Below are 18,840 nucleotides of genomic sequence, written 5' to 3'. Positions count from 1 at the left end.
CGCCCACCCCCAAGACCACGAGACTCGCCGTCGTCAGCGACGCGCCGACGGCCTCTCCGTCCGCCACCAGGTCCGAGCGGCCCAGGCGCAGCCGTACCACCACCCCCCAGCCCGACGACTCGACCGGCACCGGCCGCGCCACGGAGGGCCGGCTGAGGCTGGTCTACGTACGAGCCGGGGGCGCCAGGAACGGCGACTGCTGGGCGGGCGGTGAGGCGACGCTCCAGGCGCTGGTCGAGCGGACCGGCGAGGCGGTGAACTTCGCCTACACCTGGTACGTCGACGGCTCCGCGATAGGCCGCGCGAATGCGGGGATCTCGCGGAACGGCCGGCGCTATCTGGCCGCGCCCCGCAGCCTCACGAGTGCGGGGGGCGTCCACAAGGTCACGTTGCGGATCACCTCTCCTCTCACCACCCAGCGGACCGTCTCCGTCACCATGTGCCCGCAGTAGCCCTATGGACGCCTCCTCAGCTGGTCGATGAGGTCGAGGGCGGCGTCGGCGATCACGGTGCCCGGCGGGAAGATCGCGGCGGCGCCGGCGGCCCGCAGCGCGTCGTGGTCGTCCGGCGGGATGACGCCGCCGACCACGATCATGGTCTCGCCGGCGTCGTGGTCGGCCAGCGCCTTGCGCAGCGCGGGCACCAGCGTGAGGTGGCCGGCGGCCAGCGACGACACGCCCACGATGTGCACGTCGGCCTCGACCGCCTGCCTGGCGACCTCTTCCGGCGTCTGGAACAGCGGGCCGACGTCGACGTCGAAGCCGAGGTCGGCGAAAGCCGTGGCGATGACCTTCTGGCCGCGGTCGTGACCGTCCTGGCCCATCTTGGCGACGAGGATGCGCGGGCGGCGCCCTTCGGCGCGCTCGAAGTCGGCGCAGGCCTGGCGGACGCGTTCGATGGCGGCTGAGGGGCCTGACTCGTCGCGGTACACCCCTGAGATGGTACGGACCTGCTCGGCGTGCCTGCCGAAGACCCGTTCCAGCGCGTCGGAGATCTCGCCCACCGTGGCCTTGGCGCGGGCGGCGTCGACGGCCAGCTTGAGCAGGTTGTGCTCCAAGCCGGGCGCGGGGTTGTCGGCGGCCTTGGTGAGCGCGTCGAGCGCGTGCTGGACGTCGGGCTCGTGGCGCTCGGCACGGAGCCTGGCGAGCTTGTCGAGCTGCTGGGCGCGTACGGAGCTGTTGTCGACCTTGAGCACCTCGATGTCCTCGTCACCGGTGGCGCGGTATTTGTTCACGCCGATGACGGGCTGGCGGCCCGAGTCGATGCGGGCCTGGGTGCGGGCGGCCGCCTCCTCGATGCGCAGCTTGGGCAGGCCCGCCTCGATGGCCCTGGCCATGCCGCCGGCGGCCTCGACCTCCTGGATGTGCTCCCATGCGCGTTCGGCGAGGTCGTGGGTGAGGCGTTCGACGTAGTAGGAGCCGCCCCAGGGGTCGATCACCTGCGTGGTTCCCGACTCCTGCTGGAGGAGCAGCTGGGTGTTGCGGGCGATGCGGGCGGAGAAGTCGGTGGGCAGGGCGAGGGCCTCGTCCAGGGCGTTGGTGTGCAGCGACTGGGTGTGGCCCTGGGTGGCGGCCATGGCCTCGACACAGGTGCGGGCGACGTTGTTGAACACGTCTTGCGCGGTCAGGGACCAGCCGGAGGTCTGGCTGTGCGTACGGAGGCTCAGCGATTTCTGGTTTTTCGCGTTGAATCCGGAGACGAGCTTGGCCCACAGCAGCCGGGCGGCCCGCAGCTTGGCGACCTCCATGAAGAAGTTCATGCCGATGCACCAGAAGAACGACAGCCGCGGCGCGAACCGGTCGATGTCCATGCCGGCGGCGACCCCGGCCCGCAGGTATTCGACCCCGTCGGCCAGCGTGTAGGCCAGCTCGAGGTCGCACGTGGCGCCGGCCTCCTGGATGTGGTAGCCGGAAATGCTGATCGAATTGAATTTCGGCATCTTCTCGCTCGTATACGCGAAAATATCCGAAATGATCCGCATCGACGGTGCCGGGGGATAAATGTAGGTGTTGCGGACCATGAACTCTTTGAGGATGTCGTTCTGGATCGTCCCCGCGAGCTGCTCGGGCGCGACACCCTGCTCCTCGGCCGCCACGATGTACAGCGCGAGAACGGGCAGCACGGCGCCGTTCATGGTCATGGAGACAGACATGCGGTCGAGCGGGATCCCGTCGAACAACTGCCTCATGTCGTAGATGGAGTCGATCGCCACCCCGGCCATGCCCACGTCCCCGGCGACGCGGGGGTGGTCGGAGTCGTAGCCGCGGTGCGTGGCCAGGTCGAACGCGACCGACAGGCCCTTCTGCCCCGCGGCGAGGTTGCGCCGGTAGAAGGCGTTGGAGTCCTCGGCCGTGGAGAATCCCGCGTACTGGCGGATCGTCCACGGCTGGTTGACGTACATCGTGGGGTACGGGCCGCGCAGGTAGGGGGCCGCGCCGGGATAGGTGCGCAGGAAATCGAGACCGTCGAGGTCGCCGGCGGTGTAGAGCGGCTTGACCTCGATGCCCTCGGGTGTCTCCCACACCTCGCCCGCCGGATCGGGGGCGTCCGTCCCCGGCTTGGGCCCGCCGTCGAGCGGGATGCCGGAGAAGTCCGGGATCATCGGGTCACCTCCAGGTCGTCGAAGGTCGTGCGGAGCACGGCCAGCGCGTCACAGCCCGCGTGGAGGGTGGCGTCCACGCCGTCGTAGTCTCCCTTCCCCGCCAGCCACACCTTCTTCGCCCCTGCCCTGCGCAGGGCGGTGGCGACGGCCGCGGCGTGCTGGGTGTACAGCTTGTCGGTCGAGCACAGGCAGGCGACCGTCGTGCCGCTGACGGCGAAGGCGGTGGCGATCTGCTCGGGATCGGTTCCCGGGCCCGCGGTCTCGGTATCCAGGCCGCCCGCCTGGAACAGGTTCGCCGCGAACGCGGCCCTGGCGGTGTGGGCGGCCACGGGGCCGATGGTGGCGAGGAACACCTTGGGGCGCTCGGCCTGCGCGTCGGCCAGGTCGCGCAATTCCTCGAACGGCTCGGCGTAACGCACCCGCGGCAACGCCGCGCTCCCGCCGCCCTCCGGCGGCTCCGCGGCGCCGCCGGCCCGCGGCGCGTCGGGAGGAGCGGCACGCTCCACGGACGCGGCATCCCTGCGGACGTCATCCGGGACTCCCCGCGGGGCCGGAGGACCGGCCCCTTCTGCCGACGCGTCCCTCCGGACGTCGTCAGGCGTCCCCTGCGGGGGTGTGCCGGAGGCCGGGGTGGGGCGGAGGGGTTTCTCGTGGATGTCGGGGTATTCGCTCACGCCCGTGATCGGGTGGCGCCGGTGGGCGATGTCGTCGGCACGGCGGGCACGGGTGGCGGCGATCCGATCGGACACCAGCCCGGCCCCCGCCACGATCCCCCCGGAGGCCTCGATCTCCTGGAACCAGTCCCACGCCCGCCCGGCCAGGTCGGCGGTGCGGCGTTCGACGTACCAGGAGCCGCCGGCGGGGTCGATCACCCGCCCCACACCCGACTCCTCCAGCAGCAGCGCCTGCGTGTTGCGGGCGATGCGGCGGGAGAAGGCGTCCGGGAGCCGGAGGCGGGCGTCGAACGGCCGCACCGTGACCGCCTCGGCTCCGCCCACGCCGGCGGCGAAGCAGGCGAGCGTGGTGCGCAGCATGTTCACCCAGGGGTCGCGGGCGGTCATCATGGCCGCGCTCGTCACGGCGTGCTGCGCCTGGCCCCCGTGCTCGGCGGCGCCGCAGACCTCGGCGACCCTGGCCCAGAGCCGGCGCGCCGCGCGCAGCTTGGCGATGGTGGCGAACTGGTCGGCGGTGGCGGCGTACCGGAACTCGATCTGCCCCAGCGCCTGCTCGACGGAGAGCCCGCCGCCGGTGAGCGCCCGCAGCTCCGCGACGCCCCGCGCCATCGAGCAGCCGAGCTCCTCGGCGTCGCTCGCGCCGGCGTCATGGTAGGGGGTCGCGTCGACGACGACGGCCCGCAGGCCGGGGAAGTCGGCGACGCAGCGCCGCGCCAGCTCGGCCCCGAGCGCGCCGGAGGCCCCCAGGTTGCCGCTCAGCGTGGTGCCGCGGGCGGCGGCCAGGGCGAACAGCGACTCGGCCGCCTCAGCGGCGAGCTCACCGGCCTCCAGCACGACGGGGGCCAGGTCGAGGTAGACGTCCTTCAGCACCGTGCCGAGCTCGCCCACCGGGATGGCGCCAGGCCCGGCGACCAGCCACAGTGAGGTGACGCCGCTCTCCAGGTCGGCCAGCACGGCCTCGGGGTCGGCCACGGTGTGCCGCTGCCGCACGTCCCATCCGGGCACGGCCCTGGCCCCGCGGACGTATGGGGCCGCGCCTGGCAGCCCTGGATCTTCAGGCAGGTCGCCGGCGTCGTAGAGCGGCGCGACCGTCACCCCGTCGTAGGTGAGGGTCGACAGCGCCTCCTCGGGGGAGTCCGCCTCGACCCCGGATTTGCGCAGCACCGCCACCGCCAGCGCCCGCCAGTCTTCGCGCGACACGGGCGCGAACCCCGCTGCCAGTTCCATGTTCGGATAGTAGGCGGAAGGCCGCGAACCCAGTAACCCAGGGTCCACCCCTACACGAGATCAGCTGGTCGGGGCCTCCCACGTCAGCCGCCACGTGATCGGGCCCACGATCCCGTCGTCGTCGACTCCCTGCACGCGCTGGAAACTGCGGCACACGTCGCGCGACTCGGAACCGTACGCGCCGTCCACGTCGATGTCCCAGCCGCGCTTCCTCATCTGCGCCTGCCACGTCCGCACGTCCTCGCCGCGCGTCACCGGAGGATACCTAAGAAGCCGCCCGGGGAACGGCGGCGTCGAGGGCGCCGGCGGCGCGGGCGTGCCGGGACGCGGGGCGCCACGCCTGACCCAGGCGTAGAGCGGGTCGCCGGGGCAGTCGGTGGCGTAGCCGTCGCGGTGCCCCTTGATCTCCTTGCCTGCGCGGCCGCGTCCGCGCAGGTGCTCGATCGCGTCGACGATCGCGTGCAGGACGCCGTCGGGCGGCTGAACGAGCCCCGCGTTGCCCACCAGCCCGAGCACGGCGTAGTGGCCGGAGTTGAGCCCGGGGCCGTTGGCGGCGGGCAGGTGATGCGGCCCGCGCCCCTGGAACACCTTCCGGTGCGGGCAGGCGATCATGGTGTTGCCGGTGAAGTAGACGGTCCCGTCCCTGCGCGCCAGCCAGCTCTGGTTCGCGGTCCTGGGGCACCAGATCTGGCCGTGGTACGTCTCCTTCCCGATGGTGAAGCCGGCGTCGCCGTGTTGTGCGGCCGGTCGCGGCACGACGTGCCGCCGTCTGTCGACGGAGACCGTCCACCCGTCCGTTCCCGTGTCACCGACCGGCGGCACGCGGTGCAGCGACGCTCCCGACCCTGACAGCAGCACGGCGAACATGAAGGCCTCCGCCGCCGCCCGGTCCTTCCGCACGAGCCCGTCGGGCCCGGCGTCACCCGCCGTCAGCGAGGTCTCCACGAACAGGGCGAGCTGCGCCCTCGACAGGGAGAGCAGGAAGTCGAGCGCGGGCACCCTGCCGGGCGCCACCTCGAGCAGCCGCCGGCCCGCGCCGGCCGGGAGACGGAAGGTGACGCGATCGCCCGTCGTCGTCTCCCGCCATCGGGGACCGCCGCTCCCCTGCCGGCGGAGCCGACCGGCGGGAGGGCCGAAGACCCCGTGGAGCGCGGCACGGATGCGCGCGAGATGCGCGTCGTCATCCGGTGACCGGTGGATCGCGACGCCGCCCAGAGGCCGGGTGCGCTCGACGACCCCAGCCGTCCAGAACCACGCGGCCAGCTCCACGAAGGCGTCCGACCATTTCGGCTCGGACGGCAGGTCGGCGCAGGGAGCCGCGATCGCGATGCGGTCGTCCTGGCCGATGGTCTCGGTGGTCGCCCACCGGCGCTCACGAAGGGTGACCGTCGGGGCCGCCCTCGCGGCGGGCAGCCACTTCGCCTCCGGGCCCCTCCACCGTACGGAGCCGGGGCCGCGGCGACGGCGCTCCACCGGCCACCGGTGATGGGGCGTGGTCAACGAGGAGTGGCCGGGGCCTTCCATCCGGATCATCTCCCGCTCCCGCGCCGGGAACACGCACACCTCCAGCACGGGCTGCCACTCCGACATGCCCGTGCCGTGGTCGAGCGTGAGCGCGATGTCGCCGGGGCGCAGCTCACGCCAGGACCTCCACCCCTGCCGGGTGAGGATGTCGGTCTTCTCGTCCACGCAGTAGCCGATGTCGATCCAGCCGTTGCCGTCCATGTGGTGACCCTGGATGGAACGTACCAAGGCCGTGCAGGCGTTGTGGTCGGAGACGATGCCGGGGTCGATCCTGCCACCCGTGTAGTGGACCTTCACCCCTTTGGTGGAGTCGAGCTGTGTGTAGTCGCCGCGTGGGGCGCGAGCGTTCCAGTCGCGCCTTGATACCAGGTCGATGGCCACAGGTGAGCTCCGGGGGTCGCTGTCGGTGACGACCGAGCGTAACGCGGGTGGCGCGGACAGGTCCTGGAGATGGGGGATTTGCTCAGGGGCGGATCACCCGCTGGTCCGTCACGATCGCGGTGATGAGGTCGTGCGGTGTCACGTCGAACGCCGGGTTCACCGCACGCGTGCCCTCCGGAGCCACGCGCACCCCTCTGATGGCCACGATCTCGTCCTCGCCTCGGTCCTCGATCGCGATGTGCTCGCCGGACGGGGTGTTCTGGTCGATCGTGGACTCGGGCGCGACCACCACGAACGGCACCCCGGCGCGTTCCGCTCCGAGCGCGAGCGCGTACGAGCCGATCTTGTTGGCGGTGTCGCCGTTGGCGGCGATGCGGTCGGCGCCGATGAGCACGGCGTCCACCTCGCCCTTGGCCAGCAGGTAGGGGCCCGCGGAGTCGGCGATGAGCCGGTGCGGCGCCCCCATCCTGGCCAGCTCCCACGTGGTGAGGCGGGCGCCCTGCAGCAGCGGCCGGGTCTCCAGCGCCAGCACCTCGGCCAGCCGCCCGCGCTCGTGCAGCGTCTGGACGACGCCGAGCGCGGTGCCGCGTTCGACGGCGGCGAGCCCGCCGGTGTTGCAGACGGTCATGATCCGCAGCCGGTCGCCGTCGAGGAGGTCGGCGCCGCGCTCCCCCATGGACCTGCAGGCGGCGATGTCGGCGTCGCGGACGCGCAGCGCGGCGGCGAGCACCGCGTCGCGGCCCTCCGGCAGGTGCGCGGCGACCTGGTCGACGCCCCACGCGAGGTTGACCGCGGTCGGCCTGGCGGCGCGGAGCCTGGCGATCCGGCCGGGGTCGCCCCCGGCCAGCACGACGCCCAGCGCCCCGGCCACGCCGAGCGCGGGGGCGCCGCGCACGGCCAGCCGCCTGATGGCGTCGACGAGGTCGTCCACAGTGTGGATGCGCAGCATCACGCACTTGTCGGGCAGCAGCGTCTGGTCCACGAGCTCGACCGCGCCGTCCACCCAGTCAATGGTCCTCACGGGGCACACGGTAACCCACCGCGACCCATCGCGGCGCGGGGTCAGCGTTCGGCGAGCACGATCACCGAGTCCGCCTCCTCCAGGACGACGGGCTCGGACTTGTCCGGGTTGAGGACGATGCCGTAGTGCGGCGGATCGTTCCTCGCCGTGTTCTTGCGGTAGCCGATGGCCGTCTCGCCCCTGCGCCTGGCGGACTCCACGACCGTGGAGAACGACACCTGCACCCCCGTCTTCACGTAGGAGCCGGCGGGGCGCGGGTAGATCTCCGATCCGCGCGAGTCGAACAGGTAGCCGAACACGTCGGCCAGGTGCCGGTTCTCGGCGAGCTGGGCGAGGAGCAGGCCGATGACGGTGTCGCTGATGACGATGTCGTCGGCCTCGGTGACCTCGGCCAGGGAGCGGTTGTTCTCGTCGTGCATCTCGCTGACGATCGAGTAGTGCTCGCCGAGCGCGCTCTGCATGTCGCGGAGCTGGAGCAGCGTCATGAGCGTGCGCGTGTCGGAGTGGTGCGGGTCGAAACGGTCGTCGCTGAGCACGATGACGTGCTGGAAGAGGCCGACGCCGAGCGATTCGAGGGCGAAGCGGTCGGTGGTGTCGCAGTCCTTGACGTTGACGGTGAGGTGGCGCAGGCCGGCCAGGCCGGTGCCGGCCTTGGGGTGGTCGGCGGCGATCTCCAGGACGGCGCCGGGGGCGACGTAGCCGTCGAGGTAGCGGACGATCTGTTCGGCCCTGCCGTTCCAGTTGAGCAGCAGCGTGCGCTCCGGCTCGGCGGGCGTGCGCTCCGTCTCGACGACGGCGCCGTCCTCGATGGACGGCATGCCGGCCGCCAGGCGGACGTGGGAGTCGTCGTGGGCGATGACGATGACCTGGTCGTCGGCGTCGATGACGGTGTCGCCCGGCGGGTTCAGCACGACGCCGGACGGCCGGCGCAGGCCGATCACGGAGGCGGTCTGGTACGCGTGCAGCGCCTCGCCGTACGTGACGCCGACGAGCTTCTTCGGGGTGCGCAGGTAGATCTCGCCGCCGTCGAAGTTGAGCAGGTCCATGCACACCACGGACATGCCGGACTGGCGCGAGGACTGCACGATGAGCCGGGACGCGGTGTCGTCGGAGTCGACCAGGTGCACCTCCTGGCCGCCGGCCAGGCGGGCGGCGGCGATGTTGCGGCTGGAGGTCAGCGCCGCGACGGCCGGCGGGTGCACGCCCTCGCGCTTGGCCAGCGCGAGCAGGATCTTGATGACGTGGGCGTCGGGATCCTCACGCTCGGGCGAGAGCACGACGACCGACCGGGCCGCCGCCAGGTTCATCAGGTCGAGGTCGTGCGGCTCGGTGGGCCGCCCGGTGCGGCAGACGACGCGCGTCTTGCCCAGGTCGCCGACGTGCTCGCGGATCTGCTCCTCCATCTCCAGTTTGTCACGTTCCGCCAGGATGGCGATCACCGAGTTGCGCTGGCTCGCCTGCGCCTTGGCCAGCTCGGCCACGATCGTGAAGATCTGGTCGGACCAGCCGAGCACCACCGTGTGACCGGACTCGACGATCCGCGAGCGGCCCCTGCGCAGGCGGTCGACCTTCTGCTTGAGCCCGTTGGAGAGCAGGCCGACGAGCATGCTGACGATGAAGATGCCGCCGAGCGAGCCGACGAACATCACCGTCATGTAGGCCGTCGAGCCTTCATCGCTGGAGATCTTGCCGGGGCTGAGCGCGTGCATGAGCGCGACCCAGAGCACGTGTCCGGGACCGGTCACGCCCTCCGGCTCGTTGGGCGCGAGCCAGAGCGTCAGCACCGTGACCACGACGAGGAGCGCGACCGACACCAGGGCCAGCCAGCCGATCAGCGAAGCCGTCCCCCTGGACATGGTGTTGTCGAACCAGTACCGCGCCCTTTCGCGGAACGTGATCTTCGACACTTCCCCTGATACCTCCGCGTAAGGAGTGAAAATAACCCAACGATCTAAAGTACCGGTGGATCTTGGCATCCGCATGGCGATGGGATCTTTGCCGCGTGCGTGACGACGGTAACGTATCGCCCATGGTGACCCCCCTGACACCAGACGACCCTCCGTCAGTGGGCGACTACCGCCTGGACGGCAGGCTCGGCGAGGGCGGGCAGGGCGTGGTCTACCTGGCCCGCTCCCCCTCCGGCGAGCTGGTCGCGGTCAAGCTGCTCGGCACCGGCGACGCCGAGACCAGGGCCAGGCTCGCGCGCGAGCTCGACGCGCTGGCGGGCATCGCCTCCTTCTGCACGGCCCGGGTGCTCGACGTCTCCACCGGCGGGCCGCGGCCCTACGTCGTGAGCGAATACGTGGAAGGCCCCTCGCTGACCGACCGGGTACGCGAGCGCGGCCCGCTGCGGGGCGGCGACCTGGAACGCCTGGTGGTGGGCACGGCCACGGCGCTGGCCGCCATCCACGCGGCCGGGATCGTGCACCGCGACTTCAAGCCGTCCAACGTGCTGCTCGGCCCCGACGGGCCCAGGGTGGTCGACTTCGGCATCGCCAGGGCGGAGGGGGCGGCGACCATCACCTCCGGCCTGATCGGCACGCCCGCCTACCTGGCGCCCGAGCAGATCAACGGCACGCCCGCGGCTCCGGCCTCCGACGTCTTCGCGTGGGCCGCCTCCATGGTGTACGCGGCCACGGGCACGAGCCCGTTCGGGGCCGACACCGTCCCCGCCGTGCTGCACCGGGTGTTGCACGCGGAGCCCGACCTGTCACCGCTGCCGCCGCGCCTGCGCGGGCTGATCGCGTCCTGCCTGTCCAAGGACCCCGCGCACCGCCCCTCGGCGCAGCAGCTCATGGTGTCCCTGGTCAACCCCGACCGCCCGGCAGGACCGCCCGCGGGATCGGGAGCGCCTTCCGCCGCACCGTCACCGCACGCCGGCCGCACCGGCCCCACGGGACCGCTCAGCAGCGCGAAGGCCACGGGCAAGACACGGCGCGTCCGCAGGCGTGGTCTGCTGATCGGCGCGATGGCGGTCGTGGTCGCCGCCGCCGCGGCCACCACCGCGGCCCTGCTCATACGCCCCCCGCTCGCGGAGGGCGACCGCTCGCCCACGGCCGCTCCACCCACGCAGTCGCCGACCGGGCCGTCGGGCACCCCGTCGACCGCCGGATCGAGCACCGCCTCCGCCGGCGCCACACCCACCGGGTCCGAGCCGCCGCCCGGTGCGGGCCTGCGGATCCCGGTCCGCTTCGAGGGCGTCTGGACGGGCCGTACCACCAGCACCAACCCGATGGACCCCGACGACAACGAGAACACGGTGGAGTTGAAGGAGGGCGAGTCCACCGCCAAGTGGCGGGAACGCGACGGCGACGACGACTGCAGGGGCACCATCACCCTGATAAAGGTGGAGGAGACCCGGCTGACCTTCGCCCTGGGCCGGAACGAGGGCGCCTGCGTCCCCGGCACCATCGTGCTGGCGTTGGAGGGCGGCTCGCTCACCTATACCTGGCGCGACGTTCCGGGCCTCGGTCTCATCTCGCAGACGGGTACCCTCAACAAGGAATGACCACTTCTCCTCCCGGAAACCCTTCGACATCCGACGACCCTGCGGAGATCATTACCGATATGTCAGTGATCAGGGAGGTGCCGTTCCCCAGCCCGGACGCCTCAGGGCTGCCGATGAACATCTGCATCGACGACGCCGACTCCGCCATCGACCTCATCGACGCCCTGGCGCTGTCGCCGTTCGCGACGGGTGCGCAGCCCTGGTCCCGGCTGGCCAACCTGGACCGCGTACGCCCTGAGGCCACGCTCAGCCCCGCCGAAGGCCGCGTGCTGCGGACCGCGCGGGTCGAGGACGGCCCGGAGTCGCGGCTCATCTGCGGCGACGGCTGGACCCTGCGCGTCGTGCGCCACCGCGACCGCACGGCCACGGTCAGCGTGACGGCGGTGAGCGAGGAACTGGCCAAGTCGGTGCTGCACGAGACCATCGACGGCGCGGAAGAGGCCATGCCGGACGTCGACCACGTCGAGATGGGCTTCTGGTGGCGCGGCACGCACGGCGGCACCCGTTCGGAGCGGCCGATCACGGCGCAGCCGTGGAACGAGATCAGCGCCAACTACTCCGGCAAGGTGCGCGCGTCCCTCGACAAGCTGATGTCCGTCACGCCCTCCGACGTGAACGGCCGGCTCATCCTCCTGCACGGCCAGCCGGGCACGGGCAAGACCACGCTGCTGCGCACGCTGGCCAAGCAGTGGCACGACTGGTGCCAGGTCGACTGCGTGCTCGACCCCGAGCGGCTGTTCAACGAGCCGGGGTACCTGATGGAGGTGGCGGTCGGCTACGACACCGATGAGGACGCCCAGCGCTGGCGGCTGCTCGTCCTGGAGGACTGCGACGAGCTGATCAGCGCCGGTGCCAAGGCGCAGGCGGGTCAGGGTCTGTCGCGCCTGCTCAACCTGACGGACGGCCTGCTCGGCCAGGGCCGCGACGTGCTCGTGGCGATCACGACGAACGAAGACCTCGCCCGCCTCCACCCCGCCGTCGTACGCCCGGGCCGCTGCCTGGCGCAGCTCGAGGTGGGGCCGCTGAGCAGGGACGAAGCGATCGCGTGGCTCGGCACGTCGCAGGGCGTGGGCCCGTCGGGGGCGACGCTCGCGGAGCTGTACGCGCTCCGCGCGGGCCGCGAGATCCCCCACTCCTTCGACAACGACTCCACGGGCCTGTACCTCTGACCGCCGGGCCCGCGCATCCGCTCAGGACAGGCAGGTGTGCGGCGTCCCCGATTCCGGCGCGGTTCCGCTCATCCTGGAGGGGCAGCGCGGGCGAGCCGGTACGTAAACCATCCGATGTGCGACATGGAGTGCGAAACCACAATATGGGTGGTGCTCACCGTCGACCTGTCCCCCGTTGCCTTCGCCCGCTTCGCGGTGCCCGACGGAGGGCCGCGCACCTGGATCGGTGAGGAGCACCCGATCGGTTTCGCCGCCACGCAGCTCGTGCCCTCGTGGACCGCCCGCACCCCGCCGGGCACGTGGATCGAGATCGCGCTGCGCGCCACGACGGCGTCCGGCGCCCGCACCAAGTGGTACGTCATGGGCCGCTGGTCCGAGCACGGCGATCCGCGCACCTCGGTGCCCGGCCAGGGCGACGGGGACGGCGACGTGGCGGTGGACACGTTCGTCGCCAGGCGTCCCGTCGTGGCCTGCCAGCTGCGGGTCACCCGGCACGGCGGGGGCGTCCGCGTCACGAGCCTGGGCGTGATGGCCTCGGCCCTGCCCCGGCCCTCGCTCCCGCCGGGCACCGTCGGCGAGCCGGGCGCCGACGCCAGCGGGGGCGACGCCGCCGCGCCGGGCGCAGACGCCGGGCCGGACCCGGGCACCATGCCGAACCCGGGCACCAGACCGAACCCGGACACCAGACCGAACCCGGACACCAGACCGAACCCGGACACCAGGCCGGACGTCGGCCGCGGGGCGGGGGCCGTCGAGCTGGCGGTGCCCCGGCACTCGCAGTACGCGCACGCCGGGCACCACCCGCGCTGGGACGGCGGCGGCGCCAACTGGTGCAGCCCCGCCTCGGTGGCCATGGTGCTCGGCTTCTGGGGCCGCGGCCCCGACCCCGGCGAGCTGGCCTGGGTCGGGGCGGACGACCCCGCGCCGATGGTGGACCACGCGGCCATGGGCGTGTACGACGAGAGCTACCAGGGCACCGGCAACTGGCCGTTCAACGTCGCGTACGCGGGGCGGTACGGGCTGGCCGGGTTCGTGACGCGGCTGCGGTCGGCGGCGGAGCTGGAGCGGTTCGTACGGGCCGGGATCCCCGTGATCACGTCCCAGTCGTTCCAGGCGCACGAGCTGCCCGGCTCCGGCTACTCCACGGACGGGCACATCATGGTCGTGACGGGTTTCACCGCCGGGGGCGACGTCGTCGTGAACGACCCTGCCGCGCCGGCCGAGGCCGAGGTCCGCCGGGTCTACCCGCGGGCCGCTTTCGAGCGCGTGTGGCTCAGGAGTCCAGGCAGCGGCGGCATCGTGTACGTCCTCCACCCACCCGAACATCCCCTTCCTGACTGTACGAATGGCAATTGGTGAGTTCATGAGCATTCGACCGATCGACGTGGCCCGTACCGACGGCGGCCCTCAGTGGGTGGAGGCGGTGGCCACGCCCTCAGGCACCGAGGCCTGGTGGGACGAGCCGCGCCCGCATGAGGGCGGGAGGCGCTGCGTGGTGCGCCGCCTCCCTGACGGCTCCCGCGTGGACGTCCTGCCGCCCGGCTGGAACGCGCGCAACCGGGTGGTCGAGTACGGCGGCCGCTCCTGGCGCCCGCTGCCCGGCGGCGGGCTCGTCTTCACCAACTGGGCCGACCAGCGCCTTTACCGCCTCGACGCGGGTGGGGACCCGATGGCGATCACTCCCGTGGGTACGTACCGTTACGCGGACCTGTACCTGCCCCCGGGACGTGAGGAGGTGTGGGCGGTCAGGGAGACGGAGAACGCGCGTGACCTGGTGGCGGTGCCGCTGGACGGAGGCCGGACCAGAGTTATCGTCAAAGCCCACCATTTCCTGATGAATCCCCGGATATCACCCAACGGCCGCCATGTCGCATGGATCGGCTGGGACCATCCCAACATGCCCTGGGACGGCACCGAGCTCTGCGTCGCCGAGCTGCGCGCGGACGGCACGGCCGGCCCTCACCGCGTGGTGGCGGGCGGCCCGGCCGAGTCGGTCGCCCAGGCCGAGTGGCGCGACGACACCACCCTGTACGCGGTCACCGACCCCACCGGCTGGTGGAACGTGCACCTCGTGCCCGCCGACGGCGGGCCGAGCCGCAACCTCACGCCGATGGAGCTGGAGTTCGGCGGCGCGGCGTGGAAGCCGGGCATGACGTACCTGGCGCTCGCGGACGACGGCGACCTGGTCGTCGTGTACGGCACCGCCGACCGCCGCCGCCTGGGCGTGCTGGACCCGGAGACGGGCGACCTGCGCGAGATCGGCGGCGCGGCCACCCACTGGTCCTCGACCGTGTCGGTGGCGGGCGGCAAGGCGGCGGCGGTGCGCGCGACGCCGTACACGCCGCTGGAGGTGGCGCTGGTCGACCTCGACGGCGCGTACGAGATCGTGTCGGCGCCGAAGCCGCTGCCGCACGGGGACCTGCTGCCCACGCCGGAGGCGATGACGATCGAGGGCGTGCACGCGCACCTCTACCCGCCGTCGGGGGCCACCGGCCCGGGCCCGTACGTGATCTTCGTGCACGGCGGGCCGACCGGGCATTTGCCGATCGTGCTCGACCTGGAGATCGCCTACTTCACCAGCAGGGGCATCGGCGTGGCCGTGGTGAACTACGGCGGCTCGACCGGTTACGGCCGGGCCTACCGGGAGCGGCTGCGCCACCAGTGGGGCGTGGTCGACGTGCAGGATTGCGCCAAGGTGGCCCGTGGCTTGGTGGAGCTGGGCCGGGCCGACGCGTCGCGGATCGCCGTCCGCGGTGGCAGCGCCGGGGGCTGGACCACGGTGGCGGCGCTCGTCCACAGCGACGTGTTCGCGGGCGGGGTCGCGCACTACGCGATCACCGACCCGGAGAGCTGGGCCGCGGAGACGCACGACTTCGAGTCCCGCTATCTGGACGGCCTGGTGGGCCCGCTGCCCGAGACGCGGCAGCGCTACACCGAGCGTTCGCCGCTGCTGAACGCCGCCCGCGCGTCGGGCCCGTGCCTGATGCTGCACGGCCTGGAGGACGCGATCGTGGACGTCGGGCAGGCGGAGCGGTTCGCCGCCGAGCTGGACAGGCACGGCAAGGCGTGGGCCCTGCTGACGTTCCCTGGCGAGCAGCACGGCTGGCGCAGGGAAGAGACCATTGTCGCGGTGCTGGAGGCCGAGCTGGCCTTCTACGGGCTGATCTTCGACCTGGAGACGCCCGAGGTGCCGCCGTTGACGCTTAAGGGGAGAGCATGAAGAGCGTTGCCGAGATCTGCTCGGATCTGATCAGGTTCGATACCACCAACCCGGGCTCGGGCGAGCGGCCCGCCGCCGAGTACGTCGCCACGCTGCTGGCCGACGCCGGGTTCGAGCCCGTGGTGTTCGAGTCGGCGCCGAAGCGGACCACCGTCGTGGCCAGGATCGACGGCGACTCCCCCGACGCGCTGCTCATCCACGGCCACCTCGACGTCGTGCCCGCCGACCCGGCCGAGTGGCGGATGCACCCGTTCTCCGGGGAGATCGTGGACGACTGCGTGTACGGCCGGGGCGCGGTCGACATGAAGGGCTCGTGCGCGATGACCCTCGCGACCGTGCTCGACCTGGCCGCGCGGGGAGTGCGCCCGAAGCGCGATCTGGTGCTGGCGTTCCTCGCCGACGAGGAGGCGACGGGCGACTTCGGCTCGCGGCACGCCGTCACCGAGCACCGCGAGCTGTTCGACGGCGTCACGGAGGCGATCAGCGAGTCGGGCGGGTTCAGCGTGGCCTCCGGCGAGCACCGGGTCTACCCGATCGCGGTGGGCGAGCGCGGCACCGCCTGGATGAGGCTCACCGCGCACGGCGTGGCCGGCCACGGCTCCCGCCCCGCCGTCGACAACCCGGTCGCGACGATGGCGCACGCCCTGTCGCGGGTGGCCTCACACCAGTGGCCGGTACGCCTGACGCCGTCGGTCGCGGCGCTCGTCGAGAACCTGTCGGAGATCACCGGGCAGCGCATCGACCTCGACCGCCTGGACGAGGAGGCGGTCCGGCTGGGGCCGCTGGGCAGCCTGTTCAAGGGCCAGATCCGCAACTCCGCGAACCCGACGATGCTGGACGCCGGCTACAAGGTCAACGTGGTGCCCTCGACCGCCGGGGCGCACGTGGACGGGCGTTACCTGCCGGGTCTGCGGGACGAGTTCCTGGAGACGATCGACGCGCTGCTCGGGCCGAAGATCACCCGCGAGTTCGTCAACCTGGAGGACGCGCCCGCCGCGCCGTACCCGTCGGCGTTCTTCGACGAGCTGGCGGGCTCGCTCGTGGCCGAGGACCCGCTCGCGCGGCCGGTGCCGTACGTGATGGCCGGCGGCACGGACGCGAAGTCGTTCGCGCGGATCGGGATCAAGGGGTACGGCTTCGCGCCGCTCATGCTCCGGCCGGACCTCGACTACTTCGGGATGTTCCACGGCAAGGACGAGCGGGTGCCGGTGGAGGGGCTGGAGTTCGGCACCCGCGTGCTCGCCCGCCTGATCGCCTGAGCCGCCCTGCGGCCGCCTCCCGGGTTCAGGCGGCGTGGCGGAGGGTGCGGCGGACGGTGAGGCCGGTGAGGGCCGCCGAGGCGAGCACCAGGATGCCCGCCTCCGTCCACTGGAAACGCCAGAACCGGGACGGCGGATGGTAGTACACCGCGTACCTGTATCCCTTGCCGAACAGGCACGCCTGCCACGCCTCCGCGTTGCGGCTGCTGCGCCCCGCGTCCACGCGGCGCGGGCAGCCGCTAGCGGAGCCCGGCTCGGGGATCTCCCGCCCCGACGGGTCGACCCAGGACGCGCCGACCAGCCGGGCGTCGGTGTCGTCGAGGATCACCGTGCCGGTCAGCTCCACGCGCGCGGGCTCGGCGTAGTGGTCGCTGACCCCGAACAGCGTGAACATCGTCGCCGCCACCACGGCCACGGCCAGCGCCATCGCCGGGAGCGTACGCCGGAAGAAGGTCCCCGCCGCGGTGCCGAGCATGAACGCGAACAACCACCACGCGGCGGGCGCCACCCCGACCATGTTGAAGACGCCGACGTTCCCGAACGACGAGTCGATCCCGTCCCTGAACACCGGCCGCCACAGGCTCACCATGAGCGACAGCAGCAGACCACACGCCACGACCGCGCCGCCCAGAAGGGACAGCTTGACCGCCAGCCACCGCCACGCGGGCACGGACTGGGTCCAGGCGAGCCGGTGGGTGCCACGCTCGTACTCGCGGCCGAGCAGGGGCGCGCCCCAGAACGCCCCGATCAGCGCGGGCAGCACCAGCGGCATCCAGCCGAACACGGAGTAGACCGCGTCGTAGCGCCGCCCCAGCGCGACCTCCAGGTCCGCGCACGCCACGCCGGGCCCGGGACAGCCGGGGGCCGCGTGACCGGCGACGTACAGCCTGGCCTCCACGGCGGAGCCCAGCAGGAGCAGCCCCAGCAGCGCGAGGAAGCCGGCCGTCACGAGCAGTTGCGCCCGGTGCTGGCGCCAGGTCAGCCAGATCACGTGCCCACCCCCGCGAGCCCCGGCAGGGCGGCCGACTCGGGGCTGCGCAGGTAGCCCATGACGAGTTCCTCCAGGCCCGCCGGCCGTGCCTGCCAGCGCGGGTCGAGCGCGGGGGCGCCGCGTACGAGCAGGGTGGCCTGCCGTCCGGCCGGGCCGCCGCTCACCACCCCCGCCCCGCCGGTCGGCCGCGCCGCCAGCGCCCCGGCCAGCTCGGCGGGGCCCGTGAGCACGAGGTGATCGGCCAGCAGGTCCTCGATGTCGCCGCTGACCTGCAGCCGCCCGCCGTTGAGCACGACGAGCCAGTCGCAGGTCTCCTCCAGGTCGGAGACGACGTGGGAGGACAGCAGCACGGTCAGCTCCCGCTCGGCCACCTCTCCCATGAGGGTGCGCATCACGTCGTGCCTGGCGAGGGGGTCGAGGTTGGCCAGCGGCTCGTCCAGCACGAGCAGGTCGGGCCGCCTGGCCAGCGCCAGCGTGAGCGCCACCTGGGCGCGCTGCCCGCCCGACAGGCGGCCCGCCTTCCGGTCGAGCGGGATGCCGAGCGCGCCGAGCCGGTCGCGGGCGCCCTGATCGTCCCAGCGGGCGTTCATCCTGCGCCCGAAGGAGAGCATCTCGGCGACGGTGAAACCTTCGTACAGCGGCTTGTCCTGCGCCACGAACGCCACCTCGCCCGCCACGCCGACGCTCCCCCGAGCCGGCCGCAGCAGCCCGACGGCGGCGTGCATGAGCGTGGACTTGCCCGCGCCGTTCGGCCCCACGAGCGCGGCCACGCGCCCGGCGGGGACCGCCAGGGAGCAGTCGCGCAGCGCCCACGTGCGGCGGTAACGCACGCCGAGCCCGGTCGCCTCGAGCGCGGGCCTCATGCCGCCCCCTCCTTCGCGGCGTCGGCCAGGACCACGGTGAACAGCGCCCGCAGGTCGTCCTGGTCGAGCCCGGCCGCGCGGGCCTCGCGCACCCACTCCTCCAGGCCGCGCCGCAACCGGGTGTGCTCGGCGAGCGTCGGGCCCGCGATCCCCCGGCGCACGAACGTCCCCATGCCGGGCCGGCCCTCGACCAGGCCCTCGCGCTCCAGCTCGCGGTAGGCCTTGAGCACGGTGTTGGGGTTGATGGCCAGGCGCTCGACCACCTCGCGCGCGGTCGGCAGCTGGTCACCCGGCCGCAGCGTGCCGAGCCTGAGCGCCTGCCTGACCTGGTGGACGAGCTGCAGGTAGGTCGACACCCCCGACCCTCGGTCGAGCTGGAAATCGATCACTACAACACCCTT

14 protein-coding genes are annotated in these 18,840 nt (G+C 72.6%); 6 read left to right on the top strand and 8 right to left on the bottom strand.

The window, feature by feature from the left end:
• Positions 1-452: hypothetical protein (locus tag E1292_RS51340; protein WP_165974732.1), on the top strand; the 452-nt coding region annotated here is incomplete at its 5' end.
• 2 nt (positions 453-454) lie between these two features.
• Here the strand turns inward: E1292_RS51340 and scpA are convergent.
• The 5 genes from scpA to E1292_RS25500 form a co-directional block, all read right to left on the bottom strand.
• Complete coding sequence (gene scpA / locus E1292_RS25525; RefSeq protein WP_132597736.1) at positions 455-2,602, bottom strand: methylmalonyl-CoA mutase; 2,148 nt, start codon at positions 2,600-2,602, stop codon at positions 455-457.
• A complete protein-coding gene (locus E1292_RS25520; protein ID WP_132597735.1) occupies positions 2,599-4,503 on the bottom strand; it encodes a methylmalonyl-CoA mutase subunit beta in 1,905 nt (634 codons plus the stop codon). The genes scpA and E1292_RS25520 overlap by 4 nt, the downstream gene beginning before the upstream one ends.
• 60 nt (positions 4,504-4,563) lie before the next feature.
• Positions 4,564-6,408, bottom strand: a complete 1,845-nt coding sequence (locus E1292_RS54045; protein ID WP_246090326.1) for a peptidoglycan-binding protein — start codon at positions 6,406-6,408, stop codon at positions 4,564-4,566.
• Positions 6,409-6,490: 82 nt separating this feature from the next.
• On the bottom strand, positions 6,491-7,429 hold the full coding sequence (mtnA, locus tag E1292_RS25505; protein ID WP_132597734.1) for an S-methyl-5-thioribose-1-phosphate isomerase: 939 nt from the start codon (positions 7,427-7,429) through the stop codon (positions 6,491-6,493).
• Between the two features lie 41 nt (positions 7,430-7,470).
• On the bottom strand, positions 7,471-9,336 hold the full coding sequence (locus tag E1292_RS25500) for a CASTOR/POLLUX-related putative ion channel (protein WP_132597733.1): 1,866 nt from the start codon (positions 9,334-9,336) through the stop codon (positions 7,471-7,473).
• 122 nt (positions 9,337-9,458) lie between these two features.
• Between E1292_RS25500 and E1292_RS52820 the strand changes: the two genes are divergently transcribed.
• The 5 genes from E1292_RS52820 to E1292_RS25470 all read left to right on the top strand — a co-directional run bounded on the left by E1292_RS52820 (position 9,459) and on the right by E1292_RS25470 (position 16,585).
• Complete coding sequence (locus E1292_RS52820) at positions 9,459-10,937, top strand: serine/threonine protein kinase (RefSeq protein ID WP_220447056.1); 1,479 nt, start codon at positions 9,459-9,461, stop codon at positions 10,935-10,937.
• A gap of 59 nt (positions 10,938-10,996) precedes the next feature.
• A complete protein-coding gene (locus E1292_RS25490) occupies positions 10,997-12,106 on the top strand; it encodes a DUF5925 domain-containing protein (protein WP_132597732.1) in 1,110 nt (369 codons plus the stop codon).
• A gap of 123 nt (positions 12,107-12,229) precedes the next feature.
• Positions 12,230-13,465, top strand: coding sequence for a C39 family peptidase (locus E1292_RS54040; protein WP_246090325.1), 1,236 nt, complete (start codon positions 12,230-12,232; stop codon positions 13,463-13,465).
• Between the two features lie 4 nt (positions 13,466-13,469).
• Entirely contained in the window at positions 13,470-15,326 is a 1,857-nt protein-coding gene (locus tag E1292_RS25475) for a dipeptidyl-peptidase 5 (RefSeq protein WP_246090324.1), read from the top strand.
• Complete coding sequence (locus E1292_RS25470; RefSeq protein WP_132597731.1) at positions 15,323-16,585, top strand: M20/M25/M40 family metallo-hydrolase; 1,263 nt, start codon at positions 15,323-15,325, stop codon at positions 16,583-16,585. Before E1292_RS25475 ends, E1292_RS25470 begins: the two co-directional genes overlap by 4 nt.
• A gap of 25 nt (positions 16,586-16,610) precedes the next feature.
• On the opposite strand, the gene E1292_RS25465 is transcribed toward E1292_RS25470, so the two are convergent.
• Genes E1292_RS25465 through E1292_RS25455 form a run of 3 tightly spaced genes read right to left on the bottom strand, consistent with a single transcriptional unit; the run spans position 16,611 to position 18,828 of the window.
• Positions 16,611-17,576: an ABC-2 membrane transporter-related protein gene (locus tag E1292_RS25465; RefSeq protein ID WP_132597730.1), complete on the bottom strand. Its 966-nt coding sequence runs from the start codon at positions 17,574-17,576 to the stop codon at positions 16,611-16,613.
• Complete coding sequence (locus E1292_RS25460) at positions 17,573-18,439, bottom strand: ABC transporter ATP-binding protein (RefSeq protein ID WP_132597729.1); 867 nt, start codon at positions 18,437-18,439, stop codon at positions 17,573-17,575. Before E1292_RS25460 ends, E1292_RS25465 begins: the two co-directional genes overlap by 4 nt.
• Positions 18,436-18,828 carry a GntR family transcriptional regulator gene (locus tag E1292_RS25455; protein ID WP_132597728.1) on the bottom strand — a complete coding sequence of 131 codons (393 nt, stop codon included), beginning with the start codon at positions 18,826-18,828 and terminating at the stop codon, positions 18,436-18,438. The genes E1292_RS25460 and E1292_RS25455 overlap by 4 nt, the downstream gene beginning before the upstream one ends.
• Positions 18,829-18,840: the final 12 nt, after the last annotated feature.

Source organism: Nonomuraea deserti, assembly GCF_004348685.1.
Lineage (GTDB): Bacteria > Actinomycetota > Actinomycetes > Streptosporangiales > Streptosporangiaceae > Nonomuraea > Nonomuraea deserti.
This window is presented reverse-complemented; position numbering and strand designations above follow the sequence as displayed.

Bases quoted from the DNA above. Each gene is read 5' to 3' on its own strand.
- E1292_RS25460 (WP_132597729.1), bottom strand. From the start codon at position 18,439: ATGAGGCCCGCGCTCGAGGCGACCGGGCTCGGCGTGCGTTACCGCCGC.
- E1292_RS25490 (WP_132597732.1), top strand. From the start codon at position 10,997: ATGTCAGTGATCAGGGAGGTGCCGTTCCCCAGCCCGGACGCCTCAGGG.
- E1292_RS52820 (WP_220447056.1), top strand. From the start codon at position 9,459: ATGGTGACCCCCCTGACACCAGACGACCCTCCGTCAGTGGGCGACTAC.
- E1292_RS25470 (WP_132597731.1), top strand. From the start codon at position 15,323: ATGAAGAGCGTTGCCGAGATCTGCTCGGATCTGATCAGGTTCGATACC.
- scpA (WP_132597736.1), bottom strand. From the start codon at position 2,602: ATGATCCCGGACTTCTCCGGCATCCCGCTCGACGGCGGGCCCAAGCCG.
- E1292_RS25475 (WP_246090324.1), top strand. From the start codon at position 13,470: ATGAGCATTCGACCGATCGACGTGGCCCGTACCGACGGCGGCCCTCAG.
- E1292_RS25520 (WP_132597735.1), bottom strand. From the start codon at position 4,503: ATGGAACTGGCAGCGGGGTTCGCGCCCGTGTCGCGCGAAGACTGGCGG.
- E1292_RS54040 (WP_246090325.1), top strand. From the start codon at position 12,230: ATGGAGTGCGAAACCACAATATGGGTGGTGCTCACCGTCGACCTGTCC.